The sequence below is a fragment of the uncultured Arthrobacter sp. genome (assembly GCF_947495145.1).
GTDB lineage: Bacteria > Actinomycetota > Actinomycetes > Actinomycetales > Micrococcaceae > Arthrobacter_D.
This window is the reverse complement of the sequence record NZ_CANLXP010000031.1, coordinates 15018-39113: the sequence shown is the minus strand read 5'-3', so window position 1 is coordinate 39113 and position 24096 is coordinate 15018. Positions and strand designations below refer to the sequence as shown.

Genomic DNA, 24096 nt, shown 5'->3' with positions numbered 1-24096 from the left:
CCTGCCCAAGAACCAGAACTCCGTCGCGTCCCGGAAACCAATCACAATCAACAGCCAATCGGTGGATCAAGGCTTAGCTTCCAGCCGGTAGTAGGGAGGACAACGAAGTCGAGGGGTGCGCAATTCGAGATCGAACTAAGCGCGCCTGCCACTGAGCATCGGAAGGCCACCGCCAAGGAGGCGTTCAACAGACTTTCGTTCGGAATAGTAGTCGCTAAGTTCGACACCTCGGCCGGGCCGATTGAGGTAGCTTCCGCGCGTGAGACGCTTGCCAGCATCGAATCAGTGCTCCGCGGAATGTCCTTGGAAGTCAGAGGCGAAGCGAATAACTAGCGGAATCTACGCACTCTAAGTCACGGCTCTGCGACGAAGAATGTTCGCGGCGTTGAAGCAAGGATCCTCCACCGTAGCCATGCCGTGCCGTGCCGGGTCTACCGTCCCGAGGAGACCCCGCTGCGATTCACGCTCTCACCTTGTGAGCTAGCGATTCTGCATGACGCATGATCAGGGATGCGCTGACGAGCGCCGCGGAGAACAGCAAGCAGGCAGCGGCGGTGAAAGCGTAGAGGGTTGTGAAGACCATCGCGATTGGCGCACCCTCGACGATGACGTGGGTTCCGAAGTTCCGATTTAGAACTGGGAATACGACCAGCAATACGGCAATTACACCGAGGATAATCCCTGTCCGCATGCAAGTTCTTGGCAAATCAGTTGCTTTCACGTTTCCCCCTGGTGGCTATCTGCCTTGACGTTTAGCCAAGCATTCGGCCTTGGATACCACAACCACAAGCAGCCCCCATCGTTATGCGATGGTTGCTTGGTGAGGATCCTCCAGCGTGCCCTCCTTGGAACCCCGGTAGTCGGCATACGAACATTGTGGGTCCACGCTGAATGCTCGCCGCTATCGTGAGCCCATGAAGCTATTCGGCAAGCGAGCCCCAGCAACAAACGCGGTCAGGACCGAGCTCGCGGACCTGGTTGCAGCACTAACCGAAGTTCTCCCGGCACACGTACCGATGAACCAGCGCCCCGACCCGATGTGCCCTGAGGATGTCCTTCTCGAATGGAGGCCAGAGACTGAGGGCGCCAGCATCCTTGACGTCGGCTGGGAAGCAAGCGGTAAAGACATCCAGATCGGATTCTCCAGCGGATACTTCGATCTGTTCGGACCTGTTCCTGATCAAGATCCCGCGGATGCCCGACTCGAAACCCTCGTCGAGCTCGCAGAGTCGATCGCCTTGGGACGCATGGTCGCTTTCACCGAAACGACCCGGAAAGCGCGCGTCGAAACAACTGTATTCGACTGCCGGTCAGGTCCACACCTGTATCGGTCTCATGAGCGAGCGAAAGGATCCCCTGACACCTATAGGTCCTTTGCGCCCTGGTGAGTGCCACCTCATGTCCCGGCAGCACGGGATCCTCCACCGGGCACCTTCGCAACCAGAGACCCCGTTTCAGCGTTGTTCGGTTGATCTCCACTCGATACAGTCAGCGCATGGATCCGAAACAACGGGTGGGTATGCTCGCGCTGGTCTTCACTGCGGCCGGGCTTATGTACTTCCTCATCCAGATCCTCCTTGGAGATCCGCCAGGGAGAGCAGCCATCGAATCGGCAATCTGGCTCATCATGTTCAGCACCATCTTCAGCGTTTGGATACACTTCCGGGGGAAAAAGATACGGCAGCTCTCTGACCGCGGCATCGTCGAAGGTTATATCCGCAGACCGGAAGCGCCCAAGGGCGACCCCTATCGCAAGTGGAACTACGGCCTACTGAAGCCGAGGCGAGGCATACTGAGCTTCCAGCCGGTCGTGGGAAGAACAACGAGGACTCGTGGCGTCCCATTCGACGTTGAACTGGGAACGCCGGCATCTACGCACCGCAAAGCCTCCGCCAAGGAGGCATTTGACCGACTGTCGTTTGGGATTGTCGTAGCCAGTTTCAGCACCTCCGACGGGCCGTTCGAGATAGCCTCCGGACCAAAGACGCTTGCCGGCATCGAAGCAGGGCTGGCCGGAGAACCACAGCCAGTCAGGGACAAGATCACCTAGTAACGGAGGATCTCCCGCAGGATCCTCCTGCGTACATCACACGCAGCTGCATTCCCTTTGCTTGTGGTGGGGGTTAGCGGAGGCCGCGTTGTAGGTCTTGCAGGGCGGTGGTGTGATCGCGGTAGGCTTTCCGGCCGGCTCTGGTGAGTCGGAAGACGGTGTGGGGTTTTTTGCCGAGGAAGGACTTGTTGATTTCCAGGTAGCCCTTGTCCTCGAGGATTGTGGCGTGTTTGGACAGCAGCGCGTAGCTGGTCCCGAGTTCGTCTTTCAGGGCCTGGTAGGTCGCGTCGTCCACGGAGGCTAGTGCTGCCATAATCGCGAATCTCACAGGTGAATGAACGACCTCGTCGAGGCGGTTCATGGCATCTCCTAGGCTCACCTGCCGCGCACCGCCAACCATAGTGAGCAGCCCAGCAGGGGAAGTGCCAGCACGATCGACGCGAGGATCGCCGTGCTCAGGGGTACTCCGCCGGTTTCGGAGCCGACCGGGCTCAGAATCTGATACGTGATTCCGCTGCCTACTCCGAACCAGAGGGCCGAGAGTCCTTCGATCAAGGTGAAGTGTCTAGGCCGAACGGTACGGGTCCGGGAGCGGACGAAAACAAACAGAATGGCCAGCAGGACCAAACCGCCAGAGACCACAACGGCACTTGTCCCGTTCACCAGGTCGGCGCCGGTGTGAAAGAACATGGCCATGAACAGCCCGCCGAACACCGCCCACACGGCGAGGACCACTGCCTCCCGCCCACTGGAAACATGGCGTCTTCTGGTGGCAGGCCTGGTTACAGCCGAGGGAACGCCGGTGTCTCGTTCATCATCCATGGTTCCAAAGTATTGACAACTCAACGATCTGTCAACAAGCTGGCGCGCAGTAAAAGCCCCTCACAAGAGGAACCTCGACGTGCACGGCCCAAAGCCGCCTCTCCACTGGTCCACGCCAGCACCCGATTCCAGCCGCTTGACAGACATAGAAGCGTCTGTGACTTCTCGGACCGTGCCTTCCATTCGGCAATCCTACGGAGAAGGTGAACCCGATCGGGAAAGGCGATTCCTCGCCGCACCTTAGGAGGGCTGATCGGGACCGGCGGGGGCGGGCGCTTCAGCTGGCAAGTTCCAGCTCAATGATCACGCAGGTGGCAGCTCCAGGATCCCTCAGCGAACGTTTCCAACCCGACGCTATAGTTGCGCGTGGTCAGCGGTTGCCAATGGTGTTGGCCGACCCGTCATCAGTGGTTCAATGTGAAGGCTGGAGCGAAGAGGGGTAACTGGATATGACATCCGTAGGTCAGCAAGTGGCCGAGGACCGTGTAGGTGCGGCCATATATGAGTCCTTGGTTGACACCTTGAGTGGACCCCTTAGGACCCCCTTGGACGTCGCCGAGATCGACAATTTTCATCCTGTGTTCGAACTGGCTGAGCACTTCAGGGGGCGCGATAACTACGAGGCGCCGGGTTACACAGGGAATCCCTACAGCGGTGACCACATATCTATACCGGCATGGCAGGTGAAGGAAGAAGTCGAAGATTTCTATGTGCTCGAAACGAGTTATCACCGAGGCAAGGTCATCTCTGAACTGGTGAACTACCCCGATGCCCATCATGCGGTGCGGGCAGCGATAATCGCGGTGATCAAGTCCGTTCAGCCAGGGAACCGCTGACAGCGAGACGCGGACTCAACCAAACTGTCGCTGAGAGGGGCTCCCTCGGCGTGCGTTTTGTTGGAGAGTTGAACCGACAGGGAATACTTATTGGAGAATGCTCCAGGTTCCCTGCGTCCTCTGCACTTTGTGAATCGCTGAAGAAAGTGTGGGGAAACTGTGAACTTTTCCGAGTGAGCGGGCATTACAAGGTGTGAATACAGACGCAGAGATAGTGGAGCGGTCGCGCTACGGCCCGGCAGCTTTTGGGGAGCTTTACGACAGGCACGGCCCGGACATCTACCGTTACGCTGCGCGTAGGGCAGGTGATTTTGTCGCCGAGGACGTCATGGCTGAGACGTTCCTGATCGCTTTCGAAGGGCGAGCGGAGTTCGTTGGTCCGTCAGAAGCGGTACGGCCATGGCTGTTCGGAATCGCCACTAATCTGTTACGGCGGCACCACCGGGCAGAGGCGCGCATGTTGCGCGCTCTCGCCAGAACTGGGGGCCGTGCGGACAGCCTCGACGCATTCGACGCGGTCGAGGTTCGGCTCGACGCCTCGGGAAACCGCGTGCTAATCGGCAACGCCTTACAGGATCTCGCGCCTATTGATCGCGAAGCCATTCTTCTCTTTGTCTGGGCGGAATTGTCCTATGAAGACATCGCTACCGCTACGGGCGTACCTCTTGGCACCGTCCGATCCCGCATCAACCGCGCCCGGCGAAAGCTTCGCGCGCACCTTGGACTCATTCTTTGCGATCAGGAGATCGATCATGGACGAACTGCAGTTGCTCCGCGAAACGCGTAACCACGTCGGTACGGTTCCACCGGCTGTATTGGCTCGAGGCCGGAACCGCTTGATGAAGCTCGCCGAAGCCGAGACCACGGTGGAACCCACCTTCCCGGCGTCCCCTTCCGAGACTGATAGGAGAGCCCGTTCCAACGTAAGGCCGTTGAAGACCTGGCGCCGCGTTGTGATGGTCTCCGCCGCAGCCGCTTTCCTTGTCGGCGCTTTGGTGACTGCCGAGGTTGTCATGCCCGACCGCCCAGGGGCCACGGCCGAAGCCGCAGAGGTGTTGCACGAAGCAGCGGCGGCGACGATCGAGACTGAGGACACAGTGGTACTGCCCGGCCAGTACTTGAAAATTGAGACTGAGGAGATGACGGGGGGCAGTAGCGTCGCCAACGGCGAGCAGATCTCCTGGAAGGAAACAACAGGGGGGCAGGTGTACGTCCCGGCCGATCTGACCGGCGAATGGGTATGGAATCGTGAAGCACGCGTCCCGACCGCTTCCGCTCCCGAGGAGGTGAAGGAGGCAGCACGCCTCGAACCGATCGTCGACCCGAGAACACACGCCATGACGGTCGGAGTCTTCCGGGCACAGGGGGGTGCCTTCTACGACAATGAACAGACAGTTGTCGGCGTACCGATCACCGACCTTCAGGATTTGCCGCGTGATCCGCGAGAGCTCTTGAACCGTATCTATGACCAGACTTGGGGATCGGGCAAAACCCCTGACCTCAGAGCGTTCGGAATCATCATCGAATCCCTCCGGACCGGTGTGATCCCAGCCGATCTACGTGCTGCCTTCTACCAGGCCGCCGCCCTCATTCCCGGTGTCGACGTTACCGACAGACAAGCCACGATCGACGGCCGGACGGGTGTAGCCATCGGCATGAAAACCCCCGACGGGGTATCCAGGGAAGATATCATCATCGACCCATCCTCAGGGTTGGTCATCGGCGAACAGGTTGTCATATTGAAGGACTACCCCGGAGCGCCCGCCGGCACTGTTGAATCCTGGACCTCGGTGCAAACTTCAGTAGTTGACTCCGCACCGTGAGAAGGATCAATCCTTCCTACCCATAGAGGGTTCACGGACAACCGTTGTGGCTGCTGCCTATGGTGCTGCCCAGCTTTAGTAGAGTCGAGCGAGAGCGCAATCACTTGGGGGAGTTTTGAACATTTACCGAGCAGTCGCGACCGGATTCGCTCTGGTCACTTCGATAGGGCTGAGCGCCTGTGCAATGGGTTCGGTGACCAGCTCGGTCTCGGAATCCGTCTCATCACAGGAGGCCACCGTTAGCGGCTACGAGGGGTGGTGGAATAGCACCCCTGCTTCGGGCGACACTACAGGGTTGCCTCAGGAGACCGTAGCGGTGAACACCGACATCGGTGAGGTGGTGGACGCTTTCAACCGGCAGATTAGCGAGCGAGGGAAAGCTACGGAACTGAGCGATGTGCAGTACACAGTCACGCCAGATCCCGGGTGGCCCGCAGGGTCGGTCGTCATCATTGATACCAGCACAGATGAAGTGATCGAAACCTTCGGCGTCGATTCCAACGGCAAACCCATCCAGTAGATAGGGCAAGCTCATTCGACCGCAGGTACTGAGGCCTCAGCACGTACGCATCGCAGAGACCCTAACCACCGTCTTCTGTTTACTGGCAATCATCCCTGCGATCGCAAGCGTTCTACTAGCTGCGCTTACGGTCACTACAGCCATTAGCCTGGGCGGATCAGCTTGGAAGCCGGCTGCAGAAATGGCCCTCGTCCTTAGCGGATACGTGGGCGGTTTTCTTGCCTTCATGGCAATGCGACGAAGCAGATCCGAACGCGCTATCTGCTCGCTGGCCCTCCTGACCATCGTTCTTGTAGGAGCAGCATCGGCGCCGATGGTTTGGAGCTTCACTCAAGCCTTTACCGAGGAGTGGTGCGAATACCAGCCCGGCGGCCGCGGCAACCCCAACACCAACCCTGAGGACATACCACCCATATGTTGAAACAGGAGGGGTCAGTTAATCAGCAGGACTAGGCGAGTGGGAGTGTCATAAGCCGAACGCTCAACGCGCGTCTCCGATATCGCACTTGACTAGGAACAACCGCGTAAACGATTGGTGTACGTATGAATCGCACGATATTTTGCGCGGTGAGGGAAGGAGCAGTGCAGCATTGTGCTGCTATCCCAGCGGCGGACAAACGCTTGACCGCGAAAAGGAGGGCAGGTTCGGTGGAACTTGCCCTCCTTTTGTGCGTCAGCCCACCGGCGGGATGCGCCTGTCCCTGATCAGCTGCGCGTACCAACGCGAACTGTCCTTCGGCGTACGCTCCAGGGTGTCGTAATCGACGTGCACGATGCCGAAGCGCTTCGAGTAACCGTAACCCCACTCGAAGTTGTCCATGAGCGACCACACCTGATAGCCACGCAGATCGACGCCGCGGGCGATAGCCCGGTGAGCGGCGGTGAAGTGGCGGCGGAGGTAATCGATGCGGTCGACGTCGTGAATTCGCTTGATCCCGTCGGCATCGACTTCCATGGCATCGGGGAAGGCAGCACCGTTCTCGGTGACCATCAGCGGCAAATTTGGGAACTGTTCGTGCATTGAGACGAGCAGGTCTTCGAGACCGGAGGGGGCGATGTTCCAGCCCATCTCGGTGTACGGTCCGGGCTGCTGAAGGAACTCGACCATGTCGGCACCCGGCCACGCTGTACCGGACGCGGCACCGTGCCCGTCCGCTTTCTCCTTTGCGCCTTTGCCATCCCACAGGCGGACCCGGTTGGTGGAGTAGTAGTTCACTCCGAGAAGGTCGATCGGCTGCCGGATCAGTTCGAGGTCACCGGCCTGGACGAAGGACCAGTCCGTGATGCTCGCTGTGTCTTCCAGGACGTCGTCGGGATAGGTACCGTTCAGCAGTGGATCAAGGAACAGCCTGTTGGCCAAGCCGTCGACGCGGCGGACGGCCTCGGCGCCGGTCTCCCCCTCCGGACGGAACACGTGCAGGTTGAGGGTGATCGCGAAGTCGGGATTATTGGTCACCACCTCGCGGAGTGCCGAGACTGCCAGGCCGTGCGCGAGGTTGAGGTGGTGTACGGCGGCGAGCGCAGCGGCGGGCTCTGTGCGTCCCGGCGCGTGGGCGCCGGAGCCATAGCCGAGGTACGCGCTGCACCACGGTTCGTTCAGTGTGGTCCACAGCGCTACCCGGTCGCCGAGCCGCTCGCCCACGATGCGTGCGTAGTCGCCGAAGGCGAGTGCCGTCGCGCGGTTGGTCCAGCCGCCGTCGTCCTCCAACGCTTGCGGCAGGTCCCAGTGGTACAGGGTGACGATTGGTTTGATGTTCCGGGCCAGCAGACCGTCAACCAGCCGCTCGTAGAAGGCGAGCCCTGCCTCGTTCGCGTGGCCACGGCCGGTGGGCTGGATCCGGGGCCAAGCGATGGAGAAGCGGTAGGACTCCAAGCCGAGGTCCTTCATCAGATCCAGGTCTTCGTCCAGGCGGTGGTAGTGGTCGCAGGCGACGTCGCCGGTGTCGCCGTTCCAGACCCTGCCCTCGGTGTGGCTGAAGGTGTCCCAGATGGAGGGGCCGCGACCGTCGGCGTCGTGTGCGCCCTCGATCTGGTAGGACGCGGTGGCTGATCCGAAGACGAAGCCGGGTGGAAACTCAAGTCCGATGTCGCGGTAGTCAGGGCTACCGGCGTCGTGGGTGCCTGTCTCTTCGAGGTGTTGGGTCATGGCGTGAGCACTGCCTTTCCGTTGGTGATGATGCTAGTCCTGTTGTCCCGCTCGACGTCGATGGCGCCGGTTGCGGAGTTCCGTCGGAGTCGGATGGATTGGCCGAAGGTGAGCGCCACGGATTCGATGTGATCGCCGATGGCGATGAGCCGCTCCCCCGCGGCTTCGGGTCGACGCGGAGTAAGGACCGCTTCGCTGACCAAGCCGTTGTCCCAGGTCAGGTCGACGGCGATTCCCGGCCGGGCAACAAGGCCGCGGACTCTGCCGCTCGACAACTCGTCCGGTACCGCCGGCAACAGGCGGATGAGGTCGGTGTGGCTCTGCACCAGCATCTCGGCCAGCGCTCCAACGAAGCCCAGGTTCCCGTCGATCTGAAACGGCGGATGCGCGGCGAAGAAGTTGTTATAGAGCCCACCGGCTTGCGGGCCGTTCGTTTTATCCGCCGGACGGAACATCAGTTGGAGGAGATCAGCCACCTTTTCGCTCTGTGCGAGTCTTGCGCGCAGGCAGATCTTCCAGATGAGAGACCAGCCGGTTGAGTCGTCGCCGCGCTGGTCCAGGGACAGGTTCAACGCCTCGGCGAGTTCCGGCGTCGGGCCGTTTCCTGGGTAGGCGAAGAAGAGGTGCGAGAGGTGCCGATGATTGGGTTCCACCTCTTCCTCGTGCGCTCCCCACTCGAGGATCCCGCCGTCCCTGCCCGCGATTGGCGGCGCGATGCGTGGCAATGCCCGTCGCACTTCTTCACAGATGGGGTGGTTCGCCTGGCCGACCAACGGTGCCAGCGCAGTCACGGTCTCGAACAACTCCGTGATGAGGGTTCGATCCAGGGCAGTGGAAGTTGCGACGGCGGCCCTGCCCTGGCCGCTGAGATAGCAATTTTCCGGGGAGGTGGACGGGCGGGTTTCCAGGTGGGCGCCGCCGTCGTCAATTAGCCAGTCGCAGACGAACTCCGCCGCTCCGACGGCCAGCAACCACAATCTCTCGATCTGCTCGGGGGTGGCTGAGCCGAAACGGCGCTTCTCGTCGAGTTGGCGGACCAGCCATGGCCCGGCCATGGGCCACTGGGACCAGCTTGCATGACCGGCGGTCGGCGAGCTGAAAGCCCAGGCGTCGGAATTGTGGTGCGCCACCCAGCCCCGTGCTCCGTAAAGTGTGGCGGCCGTGCTTCGACCGTGCTCAGCCAGCGCTTCCGCGAGGTCCAGGAGCGGTTCAAGGCACTCAGACAGGGCAGCAGCTTCCGCGCCCCAGTGATTCATTTGCGCGTTGATGTTCAGCGTGTAGTTCGAGGACCACGGTGGGCGCAGGTCCTCGTTCCAGATTCCCTGCAGTGTCGCCGGGAGGGTGCCTGGGCGGGACGAAGCGATGAGCAGATACCGTCCGTAGTCGAAGAAAAGCGCAACCAACGCCGGATCGGCCGTCAGGACGCCGGCGGGATGCGCGTTCGCTTCCCGAAGGCGCACGTCGGTGGGCACATCGGTGCGATCCGGAAGTGCATCAGCACTCAGCTCCAGCGCGAGCGCGACCCGGTCGTACAGCTCCCGGTGCGCGTTGAGGTGATCGGAGTGCAGCCTTTCCCAGCCCCGTTCCAACGCTGCAGACGCACGACGGCGCACCGCTTCCGCGCACTCGGCAGAGGACCCAACAGGCTTTCGTCCGATGCCGGCGAAGGTGGTTTCGGTTGCGACCACGAGAAGCAGCTCAGTGACGCCCGTGAATGCTTGCGCTTTTCCGTCGATTTGGGAAGCAACGCCATCGTGGCGCGCAACCACGCACAACGCACCTTCCAGCGGCTCGACGCCATCGATTTCGTCCTGCAGGGCAGGTTCATCCGGTTCGTGGCCCGGCGCCACATCGGCAGGCAGTTTCAGTTGCAGTACGACGGCGCTCGGCTCGGTTGCGCGCCCGGTTTCCCTGAGCGGGGTGGAGACCGCGATGGTGATGTCCACCGGATCCTCGGAGCGGAACCGGTGCACGAGCACCCCGTCCACCGGGGTTATGAAGGTGTCGTGGATGGTGTTGCCGCCGGCCCCCTGGCCTGCTGTCCGGTGGGTTGCGTCGTCAAGAGACAGCCGGCGCTCTTGCAGCCGCGCGCCGTCGGCCGTCCTGATCGTAATGTCAGCGAACGGAAGATAGGCCTGCGAATAGGTGGACTGCAGCTGTTCCAGGCACCGTTCGGCGTCGACGGGCCTGCCGTCCGCGATGGCCTCCCGCGCATCAGCGAGCGCCGTGGCTGCAGACTCTGCCGAGACGCTTCCACGGCGGTGTTCGCTGGCCGGGCTGCCTGACCACGCCGTGCTGTCGTTGAGCTGCAGCCGCAGAACTGAGTTTCCGCCTAGCACCATGGCGCCCAGCCTGCCGTTACCCAATGGCAGGCCGTCCAGCCAGGTCTCCGCCGGATGAGTGTAGAAGAGGTCAGTCACTGCTCTGCCCACGGTTCACGCACAATCAGCGCGGCGCCAGGGCCGAGTGTGGTTTCTCCGTGCAGTGCGCTGTCGGTGAGGAGGTCATGGCCGTGGATGCCGACGTCGACAGTCTCCTCGGAATGATTGAGGAGGAACAGGTAGCTGTCGTTCCCGGCATAGCGGCGGACTGCCTCGATCCCGTAACCGGCGGCCGGATGCTCCGGAGAGACACCGGCGTCGTTCAGGATCCGGCGAAGGTGAGTGCGCAGCGCATCTTCGCCCAGCCGGGTAGCGAGGTAGTGTGCCGTGCCCATGCCGACGCCGTGCTTCGTGACAGCCGGCCGTCCCGCCAGCGGGAACTCGGTGAAGTTCGAAATGCTGATCGCGCCGCGGAGCTCGACGGCTTCTGCCCAGCAGTCTGCAGTGGACCCATCACTGAGTTTCAGCGCCGTAGCCTCAAGCTGGGGAAAGTGCTCCTCGACGCGAATGCCGAGAAGATCCGCGAACGCTCCGGTGAAGCTGCCCTGGCGCACATTGAGGTTCTCGTCGGTGCTCCCCGAGAAGTACCAGATGGCCGTGTGGCCACCGTTCGCTACAAACCGTCGGAGCACTTCCGCTTCAGCATTCGAGGCAGCCAGTTTGCTGGGCACCAGAACGAGGTTGTAGCCGCTGAGGTCCTGATCCAACTGAACAAAATCGGTGTTGATTCCAAGCAGCCACAGAGCGCGATGGACTGACTTCACGGCGGGGAGGAAGGCGGTGTCGTTGGACGGCAATGCGCGGGTGTCTGTCGACCACCATGCCGTGGCGTCCCAGACGATGGCCACCCGGTTCTGATTCACCCCGTGACCTGCAGCAGGCGGCGGTGCAAGCTCATGCAGGTTGGCAAGCGTGGTGCCCAGTTCGACTATTTCGCGGAACGTCCGGGAGTTCTCCCCAGCGTGCGGAACCATCGGCGAGTGGAAGAACTCAGCGCCGGCGCGCGGCGAGCGCCACTGAAAGAACAGCGATCCCGTTGCTCCGCGGGCGAGGTACTGAAGCGTGTTGAACAGCAGTTTCCCGGGATCCCTCGCAAGAATGCGCCCCTGTGCGTAGTCGTAAACCATGGTGGTGGCCTGTTCCATGAGCACCCAGGGGCGGCCACCGTTGAAGGAGCGTGCCAGGTCACTGCCGAAAGCCACCTGAACATCGCCCTCGATGCCCGGAGTGTCCGGGTAGTGGTCAACGGAGACGTCGTCTATTTCGGCTGCGAAATCCCATTGGTCGTAATGGTTCCAACTGGGGAGCATGAAGTTGGTGGTGACAGGCACCTCAGGCCGCACGCTGCGGACTATCTCCGCCTGCTCGCGAAGGCAATCACGGAGGAGGTCAGCGGAGAAGCGTTTGAAGTCGAGCAGATGGGAAGGGTTCGGCAGGTATTGCGTGGCCTGGGGCGCAAAGATCTCTTCCCATTCGCCATAGCCCTGCGACCAGAACGCTGTGTTCCACGTCGTGTTCAGCTCCCAAAGGTCTCCGTATTTGGCACGTAACCATTCGCGGAACGCCGTGTCAGTCTGCGGCCCGTAGGAAACCGTTCCGTACTCGTTGTGGAGATGCCACATTCTCAGCGCCGGATGGAAGGAGTACCTCTCGGCCATTGCTGAGGTGAGGCGCCTGGCCGCAGCACGGTAGGCAGGGGCGGCAGGGTTATAGGTATCGCGGCTTCCGTGGATCAGCCGCACTCCGTCGGCGGTGACCGGAAGGGCTTCGGGATGTGCCAGGGAGAACCACGGCGGTGGTGATGCTGTAGGCGTGGCAAGGACAACGCCGATTCCATTTTCGGCCATCAGGTCCAGAATCCTGTCGAGCCAGCCGAACTCATACTGGCCTTCCCGCGGTTCGATGGAGGACCAGGAGAAGACGCCGATAGTCACGCGGTTCACGTGTGCTTCGCGCATCAGGCGTACATCTTCGAGCCAGACCGATTCCGGCCACTGCTCGGGGTTGTAATCGCCACCGAACACCAGTCCGTCGTCGGATCGTAGCGGGTGGTCCGTGGGCATTGCGTGTCTCCTGGGCATGGGTTTGGTGAACTATCGAAGCGCTTCGACAACTCTATGGTTCCTCTTCGTGACGTGCAACACCTTCTTCATCTTTGAATCGGGAGCTTTGTCGGCTGGGCCGCCGGATCGTCGGCGGTGCGTGAAAGGATCCTTGAATGGCAGAACATGCGAGAATCGCACCGATTGAACGGGCAACCAACCGGTCGTGGAACGAGTGGCTGGCCTTTCTGGAACGTGCCGGAGCGAAGGACCTCAACCACAAGGACATTGCGTCAAAGGTGAATTCGGAACTTGAGGGCACTATGGATCAGGCTGGGTGGTGGGCCCAGTCAGTTGCGGTGGCCTATGAACACCACATCGGCCGACGTATTCCGGGTCAACGCTCCGACGGTACTTTCCAACTGAGCGTGAGCAGGTCCACCGCCTTGGACCTGGAGGAACTCATGAGGCAGTGGACAGAGTTCGCATCTTCGAACAGCACCATTCAGGAGCTGCTCGCCGAGCCCGCCCGAACCAGCGGGACGGACCGGCGGATGAGTTGGCGCACCACGGCCGTGGACGGTTCTTCCATCCTCGTGACCAGCGAGGCCAAGAAAAACGGCACAGCTTCAATAGTGGCGACGCAGATGGGTCTTCCCTCGCCTGAAGCGAACGACGCCGCGCGGGAGCACTGGGTTGGCCTGCTCACCGCTTTCCTCGAACGGCTTTAGCCCGCCTGCTGCAGTACCTTTGCCAGAAGGGCGGGATCCACTGAACCACCAGAGACAACGGCAGCCGTTGTGCCGCCGTCGTTCTGGTTGCTTCCACCCGGAACGAGGTCATGCATCCAGGCGGCCGTGGCCACTGCGCCCGACGGTTCAACCACGAGCCTGCCGGCGAGTGTGAGGTGGCGCATCGCAGCCAGAATCTGCTCTTCGGTGACGGTAATGACGTCGTCGACGTAGCGCTTCACGTGTTCCCACGGGTGCACGCCCAGCGCGGGTGTTCGGAGGCCGTCGGCAATCGTGCGGTAGGTCAGGTCCTGTTCCCAGGTGATGCGGCGGCCTTCGCGGAGGCTTTGGGCAGCGTCGGCGGCGAGTTCCGGTTCCACGCCGATCACACGCGTTCCGGGATTGAGCGCCTTGACCGCCGTCGCGATGCCGGAGATAAGTCCGCCGCCGGAGATGGGCACGAGAACGGTGTCTACGTTGGGCAGCTGCTGCATGATTTCGAGGCCGACCGTTCCCTGGCCGGCGATGATGCGCGGATCGTTGTAGGGCTGAATGTGGATGTAGCCGTGCTGGGCGACAAGTTCGTGGGCGCGGACATCCCGAAGGGCGGAGGGCACAATCTCGACCTCGGCACCGAGTGCGCGGACGGCGTCGATCTTGGGGCGCGGCGCGGCGTTGGGCATGACGATGACCGCACGCAGATTGAGGCGGTGCGCCAGCCACGCCACCGCGCGGGCGTGATTGCCGGAGGACTGTGCGAGGATTCCGTGTTCGCGTGCCTGATCCAGCACCTGGGCAATGGTGTTGTAGGCGCCGCGGAGCTTAAACGCACTCGTGGGCTGGAGTGATTCGGCCTTGCAGTGCAGGATCTCGTCGGGGCGTTGCAGGTGCGGCAGCTGGATCATCGGGGTTCGCAGAACAAGGTCGCTGATCCGCTCAGCAGCGGCTTCGATGTCGCTGAGGGTGACGAGCGTGGTTTCTGCGGCGGCTTCGCGGGTTCCGGCTTCACTGGTACTCATGAGCTGATCCTAGCGATTCACATTCGTCCCCACATCAGCGCGTCCCCGCATCAGCCCCGCCGTTAGATCAGCACCGCCCCTACATCAACCCGTCCTCACATCAGCACCGCCAAGGCGATGAGAATCCAGGTCGGCAAGACCACCCCTGACAGGAGGGTCTGTGCCGCGGTGATTTGAGCCATGAGGGAGGCGTCGCCGCCCAGTCGTCGGGCGAAGACGTAGGAGCTTGTTGCGGTGGGCAGCGACTGGAAGACCACGCAGACCACAGCGGCTGGTCCGGTGAATCCCAGAAGCATGCACAATCCCAGGGTCGCTGCGGGCACGGGTAGGAACCGCAGTAGCAGTGCGGCCGTCACCGGGCGTACGGACTTTCGGGTGAGGACGCGTCCGCGTAATCCCGCACCGACGCAGAAGAGGCCTATCGGCAGGGCCGCTCCCCCAAGCAGCCCAAGAACTGAAGCAATGAGCTGCACGACGGCGGCCGGTACCGGAGCGCTGAGGAAGTCACCTACGCGCGGAGCGGAGCCGATCACGTTGGCGGCGAGCCCGGCGGCACAGGCAAGGATCAGTGGGTTTCCGAACACGGCCAGGATCAGCGCGGATCCGCGCAGTTTGTGGTGTCCGTAGTGAGCGAGGGCGATCGTTGAGGCGAGGTTCCCGAACGGTATGAGCACTGCATTGGCGAGCGCTGCGATAGCGATGCCGTCGGATCCGAAGAGAGCTGCCGCCGTCGTCACGCCGATATAGGTGTTGAAGCGGACGGTGCCCTGGAAAACAGAGGTGAATGCCGGCCCGTCCCGACCGGCAGCAGGGCGGCGGGAGGCATAGGCGAGCAACGCGGAGAAGGTGGCCGACACTGTCAGGATGAGCACCATGGGACCGGGCTCGATGGACGCGAAGTCGGCTCCGGCAAGACCGGTTGCCAGCAGCGCCGGCAGAAGCACGAAGTAGACCAGCTTTTCGAGTCCCGACCAGAATTCAGCACCGGTGATGAACTTGTGCCGGAAGACTGAGCCCAGAGCGATGAGAATGACCGCACTGACGAGCGCGATGACCACGTTTATGTCGATGACGCCACGCTCAATCGCGGTCTTCTTCGGATGCCCTTAGTGGCGTTGGTGCTCACCTGAGGAGCGTAGCAATCGGCGGTCACGCCACGCGCCGGTGGACCACAGCGCCCACAGCACCAGTAGCGGTTGAAAGAAGAGGCGGATGAGTCGGGCGCTGTCGGTTTCCAAGCCGAACGCGTCTACACCCTCAACGTATTGGGCGATGTTGCCGGGAAAGACTGCAACGAAGAAGGCGGCGACGATCCAGCCCACGAGAACCCTCTGCCTTGGAAGGACAATCAGTGCAGCGCCGAGTAGTATCTCGACGATGCCGGATCCCACCACGACGAGGTCGGTCGGCAAGGGAAACCAGAATGGCACTTGGGCGGCGAATTCCGATCGGGCTACCGTGAGGTGCGCGGTACCGGCAGCGAGAAGGAACGCCCCGAGGAATACGCGCGTAATGGTTCTGGGAAGCGACGTGCGCGCTTGAGTTGGGGTTGCCGCCATTCGCCCAAGCCTAACCGGGCTGGCACCAGGCGCTCCTCGATTAGGATGAGCCCAGCGCATTTGCGCGGCTGGATTGCTCAATGCGTTTACTCACCCCAAATAGGCGAAGCTTCCGACATAGAGCGACTGCAATTCGGTCGCGTTCACGGAACGCTTTCTGCGCTGGCATCCGCTGTGCAGACTCTGCAGAGCCCCTCGCCCCTGCTACTGAACGACGACGACGGCACCCGGCTTTCCCTCGCACGGGCACTGTGCGCTCTCTTCCGCTGCAGCATATCAGCCGAGGTCGAAGCCAAGCTGCGTGTTCCGCGAGCGGGGGCGCGTAAGTCACGCTCCGACGTCGTGAAGCGGGTCAGCGAAATCCACCGCGAGATCGCAAAGCTGCACCTGGAGCTGGCGGAGCTGACGCTCAAGGCGGAGCGTTCGGACAAAGTGGCGCCTTCGCCCGCGGTTCCGAGCGGGACACCGGCACCGGCCTCGAAGAAAGCGGCCGTTCAACCCGCGATAACCGCTGCCCGAACGTCGTCTTCGAAGTTGACCGAGCATGAACGCATGAGTGCGCACGTCTCTCGAGCCTTCCACAACGTCAACGGCAGCGCCGATGCTGCAAGGACGGCTCTGAGCAAGGCCCTGATTGCGACCCTTCGTGACCCTGCTCTGCATGGGAAGAACGGCATCAGCCTTGCCGCTTTCGGTTCGGCGGCGACACCCGTGGTGAAGACAAAGCATGAGTCGGTGCGAAAGCTCGTCGGTATGCAACTGGTGAAATGGTGTCTCCTCCAAGCGGAGCAGTCGGGGTTGAATGCAATGGCTGCGCCGGGCAATCCATCCAACATTCGACTCCGGTAACACAGAACCGCTCCCCGGGACGATTCCCGGGGAGCGGCTACGACTGCTCAGGCAAACGCTGTTTGTTGATCAACCAAGAATCGCGTTGGCGATGAACAGGAGCGGAATCGATCCGGCCCACACCGCCGTCGTAATCCCCGACCAGCCCTTCAGCGCGGCTGTCCCTTCCAGGCCGGAGAAGCGTGTTACCACCCAGAAGTAGGAATCGTTGAAGTAGCTGAACACCATGGATCCCGCTGTGCAGGCCAGTGCTGCGACCAAGGGGTCAACGCCGATCGACGTGACCAGCGGTGCTGTGACCGATGCAGCGGTGATCATCGCGACGGTGCCGGAGCCCTGGGCGATTCGGACGAGTGTCGCGATCAGGAACGGAACCAGGAAGGCCGGAAGAGCTGTCGCTGCTATGGCTTCAGCGAGGGCATCACCGACTCCCGAACTACGCAGGACCTGCCCGAGCGCACCGCCTGCACCGGTGATGAGCAGAATGAGGCCGGCGGAGGCAGCGGCTTCGGCGAACCAGCCCTGCACCTTGGAACGCGGAGTCCAGCGCGGCAGCAGCACGTACACGGCAAGGATGACGCCGATCACGAGGGCAACCACGGGGTTGCCGATGAAGGCCAGCGGGACGGCCCATGCGGAGGGCTCGTACTCACCGGTTCCGACAACGCCCTGGTTGCTCTGGTCGATCGCGCCGCTCACCGTATTGAGGATGATGAGGACCAGCGGCACGAGCAGCGGCAGGGAAGCAACGAAGGCTCCGACCTTGTGCGGCTTGGCTCCTGCAGGGGGTGTACCCAGTTCGGAACTGTCGAAGTCGATGGTGGAACCATATTCGGGATCCTCGGACGGTCCGGTTGCACCGATGGCGCGGGCGGAGGTGCCACCCGGCGCGTCGTCGTTATGGTCGGCGAGGGCGGTGGTTGTGCGGCCATGCGAATGTGTGGCGGCCCGGCCGTAGACGGTCTCGCGAATGGTCTCCGACATCCCGGGCTCGATTTTCGGCCCGATCCACTTCGCGTAAAACACGACCACCGGCAACAGGATGACGGTGAACGCAAGCCCGGCAAGAATGAGAGCCCCCAGATCGGTGCCCAAAATGCCCGCGACGGCGAGCGGACCCGGCGTCGGCGGCACAAGATGGTGGGTGAGCGTCATACCGCAGCCCAACGCCAGTGCCAGCGTGATGTAGCCGGCGCGCTTCACTCTTGCGATGGAGCGGGCGAGTGGGTTCATGATTACGTAGCCGGAGTCGCAGAACACGGGGATGGAGACGAGCGCTCCAACGCTGCCCATTGCCCAAGGCTCGCGTCCCTTGCCGAACAGTTTCAGGAACGCAAGAGCCAGGGAATTGGCGGCACCTGATACCTCGAGAATCTTTCCAATTCCTACGCCGAGTCCGATCACGATTCCGATGGATGCGAGGGTGTTGCCGAATCCCTCGGTGATAGCCGAGACAATCTCCAGCGGAGCCTGCCCCGCCACAAGACCCGTCACCAGAGCGGCAATAAGCAGGGCTACGAACGCATCAAGCCGCGTTCGCAGCACAAGGATGATGATGGTCGCGATTCCAAGAACCAGCGCCAATAGTAATTGTAGATCCACGTGGTTGTGCTCCTCGTCAGCTAAGCAAGCCTCGTTGCTGTCTTAGGTCTGCACGGGCCCGAAAGTACATTGACGAGCGATGTGCTGACTGTCACACTAGCACCAGACATATGATGTCTGACAAGCGTTTCGGAAGGAAATGTACAGTGCGGATGTGCGCAGCAGCGTTGCGTTCGCCCGATCCGGCCAGGGGTGGACGAATGGCGCGCACTTCGTTAGCTGAATCTGTCTTCGAGGAGATCCTGGAGCGCATCATCAGCGGCACCTATCCACCAGGGGAATTCCTTCCCTCCGAGGGTGAGCTGGCCGCCTCAACTGATGTGAGCCGGCTGACCGTACGGGAGGCGCTGAAGAAGCTGCAGGCGCAGAATGTGGTGCAGGTACGGCGTGGACTCGGCACCTACGTCAACCCGAGCGCCCAATGGACCGATCTTCAGGCCATCCTGCGCTCCGCGACCGCAGCGTCCGCTTCCCCTGACGTCTCACTCCGCCTTCTTGAGATCCGGCGCATGGTGGAAATTGGCGCTGCCGAACTGGCCGCCCTGCATGCCACTGAAGAGGACCTGGAACGCATGGAAGCGGCGAACGCTGCACTGCAGGCCGCCCATCTGGCCGGTGATCTCGACGCCGTCACCACCGCCGACCTTGCCTTCCACGAAGCAGTGTTCCGGGCTTCCGCGAACCCCTTCATTCCGGTGATTCTTGGCCCGCTCGGCAAGCTTTTGTACAGCATGCGGCGGCAGACGTCGTCGTTCCTGGAAGTACAGGAGCATGCCATTGCGCACCACGCGCTGGTGCTTGATGCAATCCGCACGCACGATGCCGAGGTAGCCGGAAAGGCTATGCAGGCTCACATCAACCAGACCTATGACGACTACGAGCACTTCATTCATTCCAACAACCAGCATCAGGAGCAAAGGTGACCGAATCAGCAGAATTTCCCTCAAGTCGTACAGCGGTACTCACGGGCGCGGCTTCTGCCCGTGGGATCGGGCGTGCGACGGCGAACCGATTGGCGAGCGAGGGCTGGAACATTGGGATCCTCGACATCGACGGATCCGCTGCGGAAGAGGCAGCGGCGGATATCGCGCAGCGGCATGGCGTTCAGGCAATCGGTGTCGCCACTGACGTCTCCGATGAGGCCTCCGTTAATGCAGCGATCGGCCGGATTGAAGCCGAGCTGCCGCCCATCGTAGCCCTGGCGAACCTCGCGGGGATCAGCTCCCCCACCGAGTTCATGCAGGAGACGAAAGAAGCCTGGGAGAGGGTCTTCGCCGTCAACATGACGGGCACGTTCCTCGTGACGCAGCGGGTGCTTCACGGGATGATCGACCGGAAGCTCGGGCGTGTGGTGAGTATTTCGTCGATCTCCGCACAGCGTGGAGGCGGGACCTACTCGAAGGTTGCGTACAGTGCGTCGAAGGCCGGAATCATCGGCTTTACCCGCGCCCTCGCACGCGAGATGGGCGAGCACGGCGTCACGGTCAACTGCATCGCGCCGGGTCCGGTTGACACCGACATCATGGGCGGAACCCTCACGGAGGAGCGCAAGCGGGACATGTCGAAGGACATCCTGGTGGGGCGGGTCGGCACCGTCGACGAAATGGCTGCGCTCATCTCTTTCCTAGTGGGTCCGGACGCCGGCTTCATCACTGCGGCCACCTACGACATCAATGGCGGCCTGCAGGTTTCGTAAAAAAACTTACTCAGAACGGCGGCGGAGCCTGAGCTTGAGCATGGGAGGGCTCCGCTCGAGTGGTGTATGTCCTGCCCATGAACGACGTGGACACTATGGTTCCGTCAACCGGTTGTCGGTGTTTCCAAAAGCCCAGGCTCTTGAACGCATGATGCTTCTTACAAAAAGCCCCGAGATTACCCGCACGGGTTTCGCCGCCCTGTGACCAGGGTGTCGTGTGGTCGATTTCGCAGCGGACGGCCGCACGGTTGCATCCTGGATGACGGCAGGTCTTGTCGCGCACCCTCACCCAGTCTTGCAGATCCTTCGGCGGTTTGTATCTCGTTCTTCCCACCGATAGAACCGCTCCGCTTGCCGGATGGGTCAGAAGCCGCGTGAACGACGGCGCGTGGCCGGCAAGCTTTCGCGCGGTTTCCGCATCGATTGGTCCGTACCCATCCAGCTCGGCGGGATCATTTCCGCCGAGCAGGGTCAGAACCGGCACTGTGACGAAGACACGGGCGCCGATACCGCGGTAGCCATCGGGTGAGGGTCCGAAACTCGGCGTTCCCGGGGAGATCGGTTCTGCGGAGGCGGTCTGACGTGACGCCGAGCTGCCTTCACCCCTACTTTTCGTCGTCGGGTCCGATACGCAGGTGTGAGTGAGCAGGTCCGAGAAAACATCTGCCCGCAACTGACTCAGTGTCCGCGGCTCATCCGGCCCTTGCAAAGCCCTCGCTGTGACATCAAGACGGTGCGCGATGCCGAAGGCCTCTTCAGCGGGTAGGTAGGCACTGAGCCACGCCATGCCGTCGGGGGCGGGGTCCACCGTGACGGAGCGTTCACGGACCCTCTTTTCTCGCCGCACTGCCAGCGACTCAGGATGCAACCGCTCACGCAACCGCCGCGCACGATTGCCCAACTTGGCGACCGTTGTGCCCCGGGCAATTTCCAGCAGCTGCTCTTCGAATTCCGGAATCTCATGCTCGGGAACGCCGCAACACTCCTGCGAAACGGCCACTGCATGCCGGAGGGAGATTCTTCCGAGCTGAAGCGCTTCCACGGTGGAAGGAAAGTCGTTCACCAGCAGCTTCGACTGCTCGATCAGCCTCCCTGCCGATCCGTCAGGGATGCGCAGCACAGATGCGATGTCCGCGGCCGCAACGCTCTCGCCGTACTCCTGCGCGACGAGACTGCCGTAACCATCGGCAGCAAGGGCTCCGACTGTAAGCTCGGAAATGCGGGCCAACAGTTTGGCTTCCTGCGCATCGACCCACGCCCGTAAAGACGCAAGTTCCTCCAGGCACTCGAGCGACGCCTCGAGGTCGCGGTTGACCACCGGGTGATGGGACAGTTGGCCAGCCAACGGACCCCTATCGGACTCAGACGCCCATAGCGCCGTTTCCTCCGTCACCCAGCTGGAATGGTCCATAAATCAATACCATCATCCGCCTCCGACATTTCTGCCGGGCCGGAAAAATGCGCTCCATGGCAGGCCGACCCGAGGTGGCCTGACACCTACTTACCCAGCGAAGCGAACATCCGCCCCTCGGGGTCGAGCTTCTTCAACAACTGCGTGGTGATGTCGGACAGCTCCGCCACCTGTTCGGACGTGAGCTGATCGAAAACCATCCCCCGCACGTACTCAACGTGACCCGGGGCAGCGCCCACCAACTTTGCCCACCCTGTTTCGGTCAGCGTCACGTTCTTGGCACGCCGGTCTTCACTGCACTCGCTCCGCTCCACCAAAGCCTTCTTTTCCAGACCCGTCAGCACACGGGAAAGCCGCGGCAGCGTGGCGTTGGTCTGCGACGCCAACGCCGTGATACGCAACGTACGCCCGGGCACCTCGGACAGTGACGCGAGAACGAAATATCCGAAGTGCGTCAGGTCCTCATCGCGGGTCAGCTGCCCGTCGAGAGCCGCGGGGAGCAGCTCGAGCACAGCCGCCATCCGCTTCCAAACATCCTGTTCATCGCTACTCAGCCATCGCGTCATACCTTCATTCTACGTAATGCTTGCATCTACAACTAATCGGTGCTAACTTATTTGTTGTACCCGCAAGTAATTCTCTTCAAGGAGCTTCACATGACTTCGTTCACCATCTTCGGCAAGGGCAACATGGGCGGCGCCATCGCAAGCGTTGTTGCAGCAGGCGGCTCGTCCGTCGAGCACATCGACTCGTCCAGCACCGGCGCCACCGTCAACGGCGACGTCGTTGTTTTGGCAGTCCCCTACCCCGCGCTCAAGGACATCGTTGCTCAGTACGGCGACCAGCTGTCCGGCAAGATCGTCGTCGACATCACCAACCCGCTGAACTTCGAAACCTTCGATTCGCTCGTGGTTGCTGCTGACAGCTCCGCCGCCGCTGAACTCGCGTCGGCACTGCCGTCGTCGAAGGTCGTCAAGGCTTTCAATACCAACTTCGCGGCAACCCTCGGTTCCAAGACCGTCGGTCAGAACCAGACCACCGTGCTTATTGCCGGTGACGATACCGATGCCAAGAACACCCTCGCCGACGCCGTCAAGGCCGGCGGAGTGGACGCCGTCGACTCCGGTTCCCTGGCCCGCGCCCGCGAGCTCGAAGCCCTCGGCTTCCTGCAGCTGACCCTCGCCGCCAGCGAGAAGATCCAATGGACCAGCGGATTCGCCCTCGTCCGCTAATCAGCCACAATCACCAGCACGACGCCGGTGCTCACCACAGTGCGCACCGGCGTCGCACCCAGTTTCCCGCGCCTCCCGGCGCCTGCCGCACAGGCATGAACACCGCTCACGACAGCACCCCGAGACCCCGAAACGGACTTTCATGAACAACGCCACCCTGACCACCACTGCCCGTACCGTGCTTCGCGTCGTCGTCGGCTTCCTTTTCGCCGCCCACGGCTGGCAGAAGTTCAACGAATGGACCATCGCCGGCACCACCGCCGCCTTCGGTGACATGGGCATCCCCATGTCCGAGATCGCCGCCCCCGTGATTGCCACGCTCGAGCTGGTCGGTGGGATCGCACTGATCCTGGGCCTCCTCACCCGCCCCGTCGCGGTGCTGCTGACCCTCGACATGCTCGGCGCACTGGTCCTCGTGCACATCTCCGCCGGCGTCTTCGTTGCGAACAACGGCTACGAACTGGTGCTGCTGCTCGGTGCTGCCGCCCTGGCCCTCGCACTGGTTGGACCAGGCCGCGCCTCGGCTGACTACGCGCTGTTCGGCCGCCGCGACTCACGCGTGAGCGCGCTGGCGTAAGCGTCACAGAACTCGAAAGGGAGGAAGCCGGCAGCGGCTTCCTCCCTTTTCCATGCCTGGACCGCTCCGGCACCGGCGCGGGGAAGCTACTGCACGATCGTGACGTCCTCACCCTGCAAATTGGCTCGAAAACCGTCCTCCTGGACTGCGACGTCCTGCAGCGCAAGCCCCTCGGGCAAACCTTCAATGTCGTGCTCGATCGTCACAAGGCTGCGCACCACGGCGCCGAGGGCATCAGAAAGAAAGTCCGGCCCGCCGACGTCGATCGAACGTGGCTCGACCACAAGCCTGCCGCCCTTGACCTCGACCGTGCCCGTTGCCACGACTCGAAGTTCTCGGCCCAGTGCCTCGACGGTGCGGACAACGGCGGCCTGACCGTCGTCGGCAGCGCGGACCACGGCCCCGCCTCCAAGTTCTTCGGCGACAACCTCGAACGGCACAGTCGCGTCTACGGAGAGCCGTGCCGCGACCATCCCATTTGGGCCCGTAACCACGTCCTGCCCGGTTGCCCGGACATCCCGGAGCGTCGAGCCTGCGGTCACAACCGTCCCGGCGTCCAGCTCGAGATCAGCGAGCCACGTCTCGTCGTCGCGCAGATCGTTTGGCGGAGCTGCGTTCGGCCGAAGGTCGCCGGGCGCGTCCACAGACGGCGACGGAGAGGGCGACGGCTCCGCCCCGGACCCTCCCGCCGGGTCGCTCACGGCCCACCAGAGGATCGCAATCGTCATGCCCAGCACGAGGATCATCCCAGCGGCCCCGATCAGCCAGTCCTTCGCACGCGTACACTCCATAAGCACAGT

General features: G+C 62.2%; 25 protein-coding genes. 12 read left to right on the top strand and 13 right to left on the bottom strand.

The features are described from left to right. Positions 1-460: 460 nt before the first annotated feature. Positions 461-691 carry a hypothetical protein gene (locus Q0877_RS16375; protein WP_299169845.1) on the bottom strand — a complete coding sequence of 77 codons (231 nt, stop codon included), beginning with the start codon at positions 689-691 and terminating at the stop codon, positions 461-463. Between the two features lie 223 nt (positions 692-914). Between Q0877_RS16375 and Q0877_RS16370 the strand changes: the two genes are divergently transcribed. Together Q0877_RS16370 and Q0877_RS16365 are read left to right on the top strand one after the other, a co-directional pair. Continuing rightward, a complete protein-coding gene (locus Q0877_RS16370; RefSeq protein ID WP_299169844.1) occupies positions 915-1388 on the top strand; it encodes a hypothetical protein in 474 nt (157 codons plus the stop codon). A 107-nt stretch (positions 1389-1495) separates the two neighbouring features. Continuing rightward, positions 1496-2050, top strand: a complete 555-nt coding sequence (locus Q0877_RS16365; RefSeq protein WP_299169842.1) for a hypothetical protein — start codon at positions 1496-1498, stop codon at positions 2048-2050. Positions 2051-2123: 73 nt separating this feature from the next. On the opposite strand, the gene Q0877_RS16360 is transcribed toward Q0877_RS16365, so the two are convergent. After that, positions 2124-2411 carry a transcriptional regulator gene (locus Q0877_RS16360; RefSeq protein WP_277359890.1) on the bottom strand — a complete coding sequence of 96 codons (288 nt, stop codon included), beginning with the start codon at positions 2409-2411 and terminating at the stop codon, positions 2124-2126. A gap of 14 nt (positions 2412-2425) precedes the next feature. Continuing rightward, complete coding sequence (locus Q0877_RS16355; protein ID WP_299169839.1) at positions 2426-2872, bottom strand: hypothetical protein; 447 nt, start codon at positions 2870-2872, stop codon at positions 2426-2428. 545 nt (positions 2873-3417) lie between these two features. Here Q0877_RS16355 and Q0877_RS16350 point away from each other — a divergent pair. The 4 genes from Q0877_RS16350 to Q0877_RS16335 all read left to right on the top strand — a co-directional run bounded on the left by Q0877_RS16350 (position 3418) and on the right by Q0877_RS16335 (position 6051). Continuing rightward, entirely contained in the window at positions 3418-3708 is a 291-nt protein-coding gene (locus Q0877_RS16350) for a hypothetical protein (RefSeq protein WP_299169837.1), read from the top strand. Positions 3709-3901: 193 nt separating this feature from the next. After that, complete coding sequence (locus Q0877_RS16345; RefSeq protein WP_299169835.1) at positions 3902-4495, top strand: RNA polymerase sigma factor; 594 nt, start codon at positions 3902-3904, stop codon at positions 4493-4495. Then, positions 4461-5531 carry a CU044_5270 family protein gene (locus Q0877_RS16340; protein ID WP_299169833.1) on the top strand — a complete coding sequence of 357 codons (1071 nt, stop codon included), beginning with the start codon at positions 4461-4463 and terminating at the stop codon, positions 5529-5531. Before Q0877_RS16345 ends, Q0877_RS16340 begins: the two co-directional genes overlap by 35 nt. Before the next feature lie 295 nt (positions 5532-5826). Then, positions 5827-6051, top strand: coding sequence for a hypothetical protein (locus Q0877_RS16335; protein ID WP_299169832.1), 225 nt, complete (start codon positions 5827-5829; stop codon positions 6049-6051). Between the two features lie 673 nt (positions 6052-6724). Here Q0877_RS16335 and Q0877_RS16330 read toward each other — a convergent pair. The 3 genes from Q0877_RS16330 to Q0877_RS16320 are packed head-to-tail and all read right to left on the bottom strand — an operon-like array spanning position 6725 to position 12641. Beyond that, positions 6725-8197: a GH1 family beta-glucosidase gene (locus tag Q0877_RS16330; RefSeq protein WP_299169831.1), complete on the bottom strand. Its 1473-nt coding sequence runs from the start codon at positions 8195-8197 to the stop codon at positions 6725-6727. Beyond that, a complete protein-coding gene (locus tag Q0877_RS16325) occupies positions 8194-10617 on the bottom strand; it encodes a glycosyl hydrolase family 95 catalytic domain-containing protein (RefSeq protein WP_299169829.1) in 2424 nt (807 codons plus the stop codon). The genes Q0877_RS16330 and Q0877_RS16325 overlap by 4 nt, the downstream gene beginning before the upstream one ends. Continuing rightward, entirely contained in the window at positions 10614-12641 is a 2028-nt protein-coding gene (locus Q0877_RS16320) for a beta-galactosidase (protein ID WP_299169827.1), read from the bottom strand. The genes Q0877_RS16325 and Q0877_RS16320 overlap by 4 nt, the downstream gene beginning before the upstream one ends. A 155-nt stretch (positions 12642-12796) precedes the next feature. Here Q0877_RS16320 and Q0877_RS16315 point away from each other — a divergent pair, with 155 nt between their 5' ends. After that, complete coding sequence (locus Q0877_RS16315) at positions 12797-13351, top strand: hypothetical protein (protein WP_299169825.1); 555 nt, start codon at positions 12797-12799, stop codon at positions 13349-13351. On the opposite strand, the gene Q0877_RS16310 is transcribed toward Q0877_RS16315, so the two are convergent. The 3 genes from Q0877_RS16310 to Q0877_RS16300 all read right to left on the bottom strand — a co-directional run bounded on the left by Q0877_RS16310 (position 13348) and on the right by Q0877_RS16300 (position 15929). After that, positions 13348-14370 (bottom strand): threonine/serine dehydratase, encoded by a 1023-nt coding sequence (locus tag Q0877_RS16310; protein WP_299169823.1) that lies wholly within the window; start codon positions 14368-14370, stop codon positions 13348-13350. The two genes, Q0877_RS16315 and Q0877_RS16310, sit on opposite strands and share 4 nt — an antisense overlap. Before the next feature lie 95 nt (positions 14371-14465). Further along, the gene (locus tag Q0877_RS16305) at positions 14466-15428 is read right to left on the bottom strand and encodes an AEC family transporter (protein ID WP_299169821.1); all 963 of its coding nucleotides are present in this window, start codon (positions 15426-15428) and stop codon (positions 14466-14468) included. A gap of 48 nt (positions 15429-15476) precedes the next feature. Further along, the gene (locus tag Q0877_RS16300) at positions 15477-15929 is read right to left on the bottom strand and encodes a hypothetical protein (protein WP_299169819.1); all 453 of its coding nucleotides are present in this window, start codon (positions 15927-15929) and stop codon (positions 15477-15479) included. A gap of 174 nt (positions 15930-16103) precedes the next feature. Here Q0877_RS16300 and Q0877_RS16295 point away from each other — a divergent pair, with 174 nt between their 5' ends. Continuing rightward, positions 16104-16778 carry a hypothetical protein gene (locus tag Q0877_RS16295; protein WP_299169817.1) on the top strand — a complete coding sequence of 225 codons (675 nt, stop codon included), beginning with the start codon at positions 16104-16106 and terminating at the stop codon, positions 16776-16778. A 69-nt stretch (positions 16779-16847) separates the two neighbouring features. Here Q0877_RS16295 and Q0877_RS16290 read toward each other — a convergent pair whose 3' ends face one another. Continuing rightward, positions 16848-18380 (bottom strand): GntP family permease, encoded by a 1533-nt coding sequence (locus Q0877_RS16290; RefSeq protein ID WP_299169815.1) that lies wholly within the window; start codon positions 18378-18380, stop codon positions 16848-16850. Between the two features lie 200 nt (positions 18381-18580). Here Q0877_RS16290 and Q0877_RS16285 point away from each other — a divergent pair, with 200 nt between their 5' ends. Further along, positions 18581-19303, top strand: coding sequence for a FadR/GntR family transcriptional regulator (locus Q0877_RS16285; RefSeq protein WP_299169813.1), 723 nt, complete (start codon positions 18581-18583; stop codon positions 19301-19303). Then, positions 19300-20076: an SDR family NAD(P)-dependent oxidoreductase gene (locus Q0877_RS16280; protein WP_299169811.1), complete on the top strand. Its 777-nt coding sequence runs from the start codon at positions 19300-19302 to the stop codon at positions 20074-20076. The genes Q0877_RS16285 and Q0877_RS16280 overlap by 4 nt, the downstream gene beginning before the upstream one ends. 10 nt (positions 20077-20086) lie before the next feature. Here Q0877_RS16280 and Q0877_RS16275 read toward each other — a convergent pair whose 3' ends face one another. Together Q0877_RS16275 and Q0877_RS16270 are read right to left on the bottom strand one after the other, a co-directional pair. Continuing rightward, a complete protein-coding gene (locus Q0877_RS16275; protein WP_299169809.1) occupies positions 20087-21487 on the bottom strand; it encodes an HNH endonuclease signature motif containing protein in 1401 nt (466 codons plus the stop codon). An 86-nt stretch (positions 21488-21573) separates the two neighbouring features. Beyond that, positions 21574-22053, bottom strand: a complete 480-nt coding sequence (locus tag Q0877_RS16270) for a MarR family winged helix-turn-helix transcriptional regulator (protein WP_299169807.1) — start codon at positions 22051-22053, stop codon at positions 21574-21576. 90 nt (positions 22054-22143) lie between these two features. On the opposite strand from Q0877_RS16270, the gene Q0877_RS16265 reads away from it, so the two are divergent. Together Q0877_RS16265 and Q0877_RS16260 are read left to right on the top strand one after the other, a co-directional pair. Further along, positions 22144-22719 carry an NADPH-dependent F420 reductase gene (locus tag Q0877_RS16265; RefSeq protein WP_299169805.1) on the top strand — a complete coding sequence of 192 codons (576 nt, stop codon included), beginning with the start codon at positions 22144-22146 and terminating at the stop codon, positions 22717-22719. 142 nt (positions 22720-22861) lie between these two features. Next, complete coding sequence (locus Q0877_RS16260) at positions 22862-23296, top strand: DoxX family protein (RefSeq protein WP_299169803.1); 435 nt, start codon at positions 22862-22864, stop codon at positions 23294-23296. Positions 23297-23382: 86 nt separating this feature from the next. Here Q0877_RS16260 and Q0877_RS16255 read toward each other — a convergent pair whose 3' ends face one another. Then, positions 23383-24087 carry an LmeA family phospholipid-binding protein gene (locus Q0877_RS16255; protein ID WP_299169801.1) on the bottom strand — a complete coding sequence of 235 codons (705 nt, stop codon included), beginning with the start codon at positions 24085-24087 and terminating at the stop codon, positions 23383-23385. Between the last annotated feature and the right edge of the window lie 9 nt (positions 24088-24096).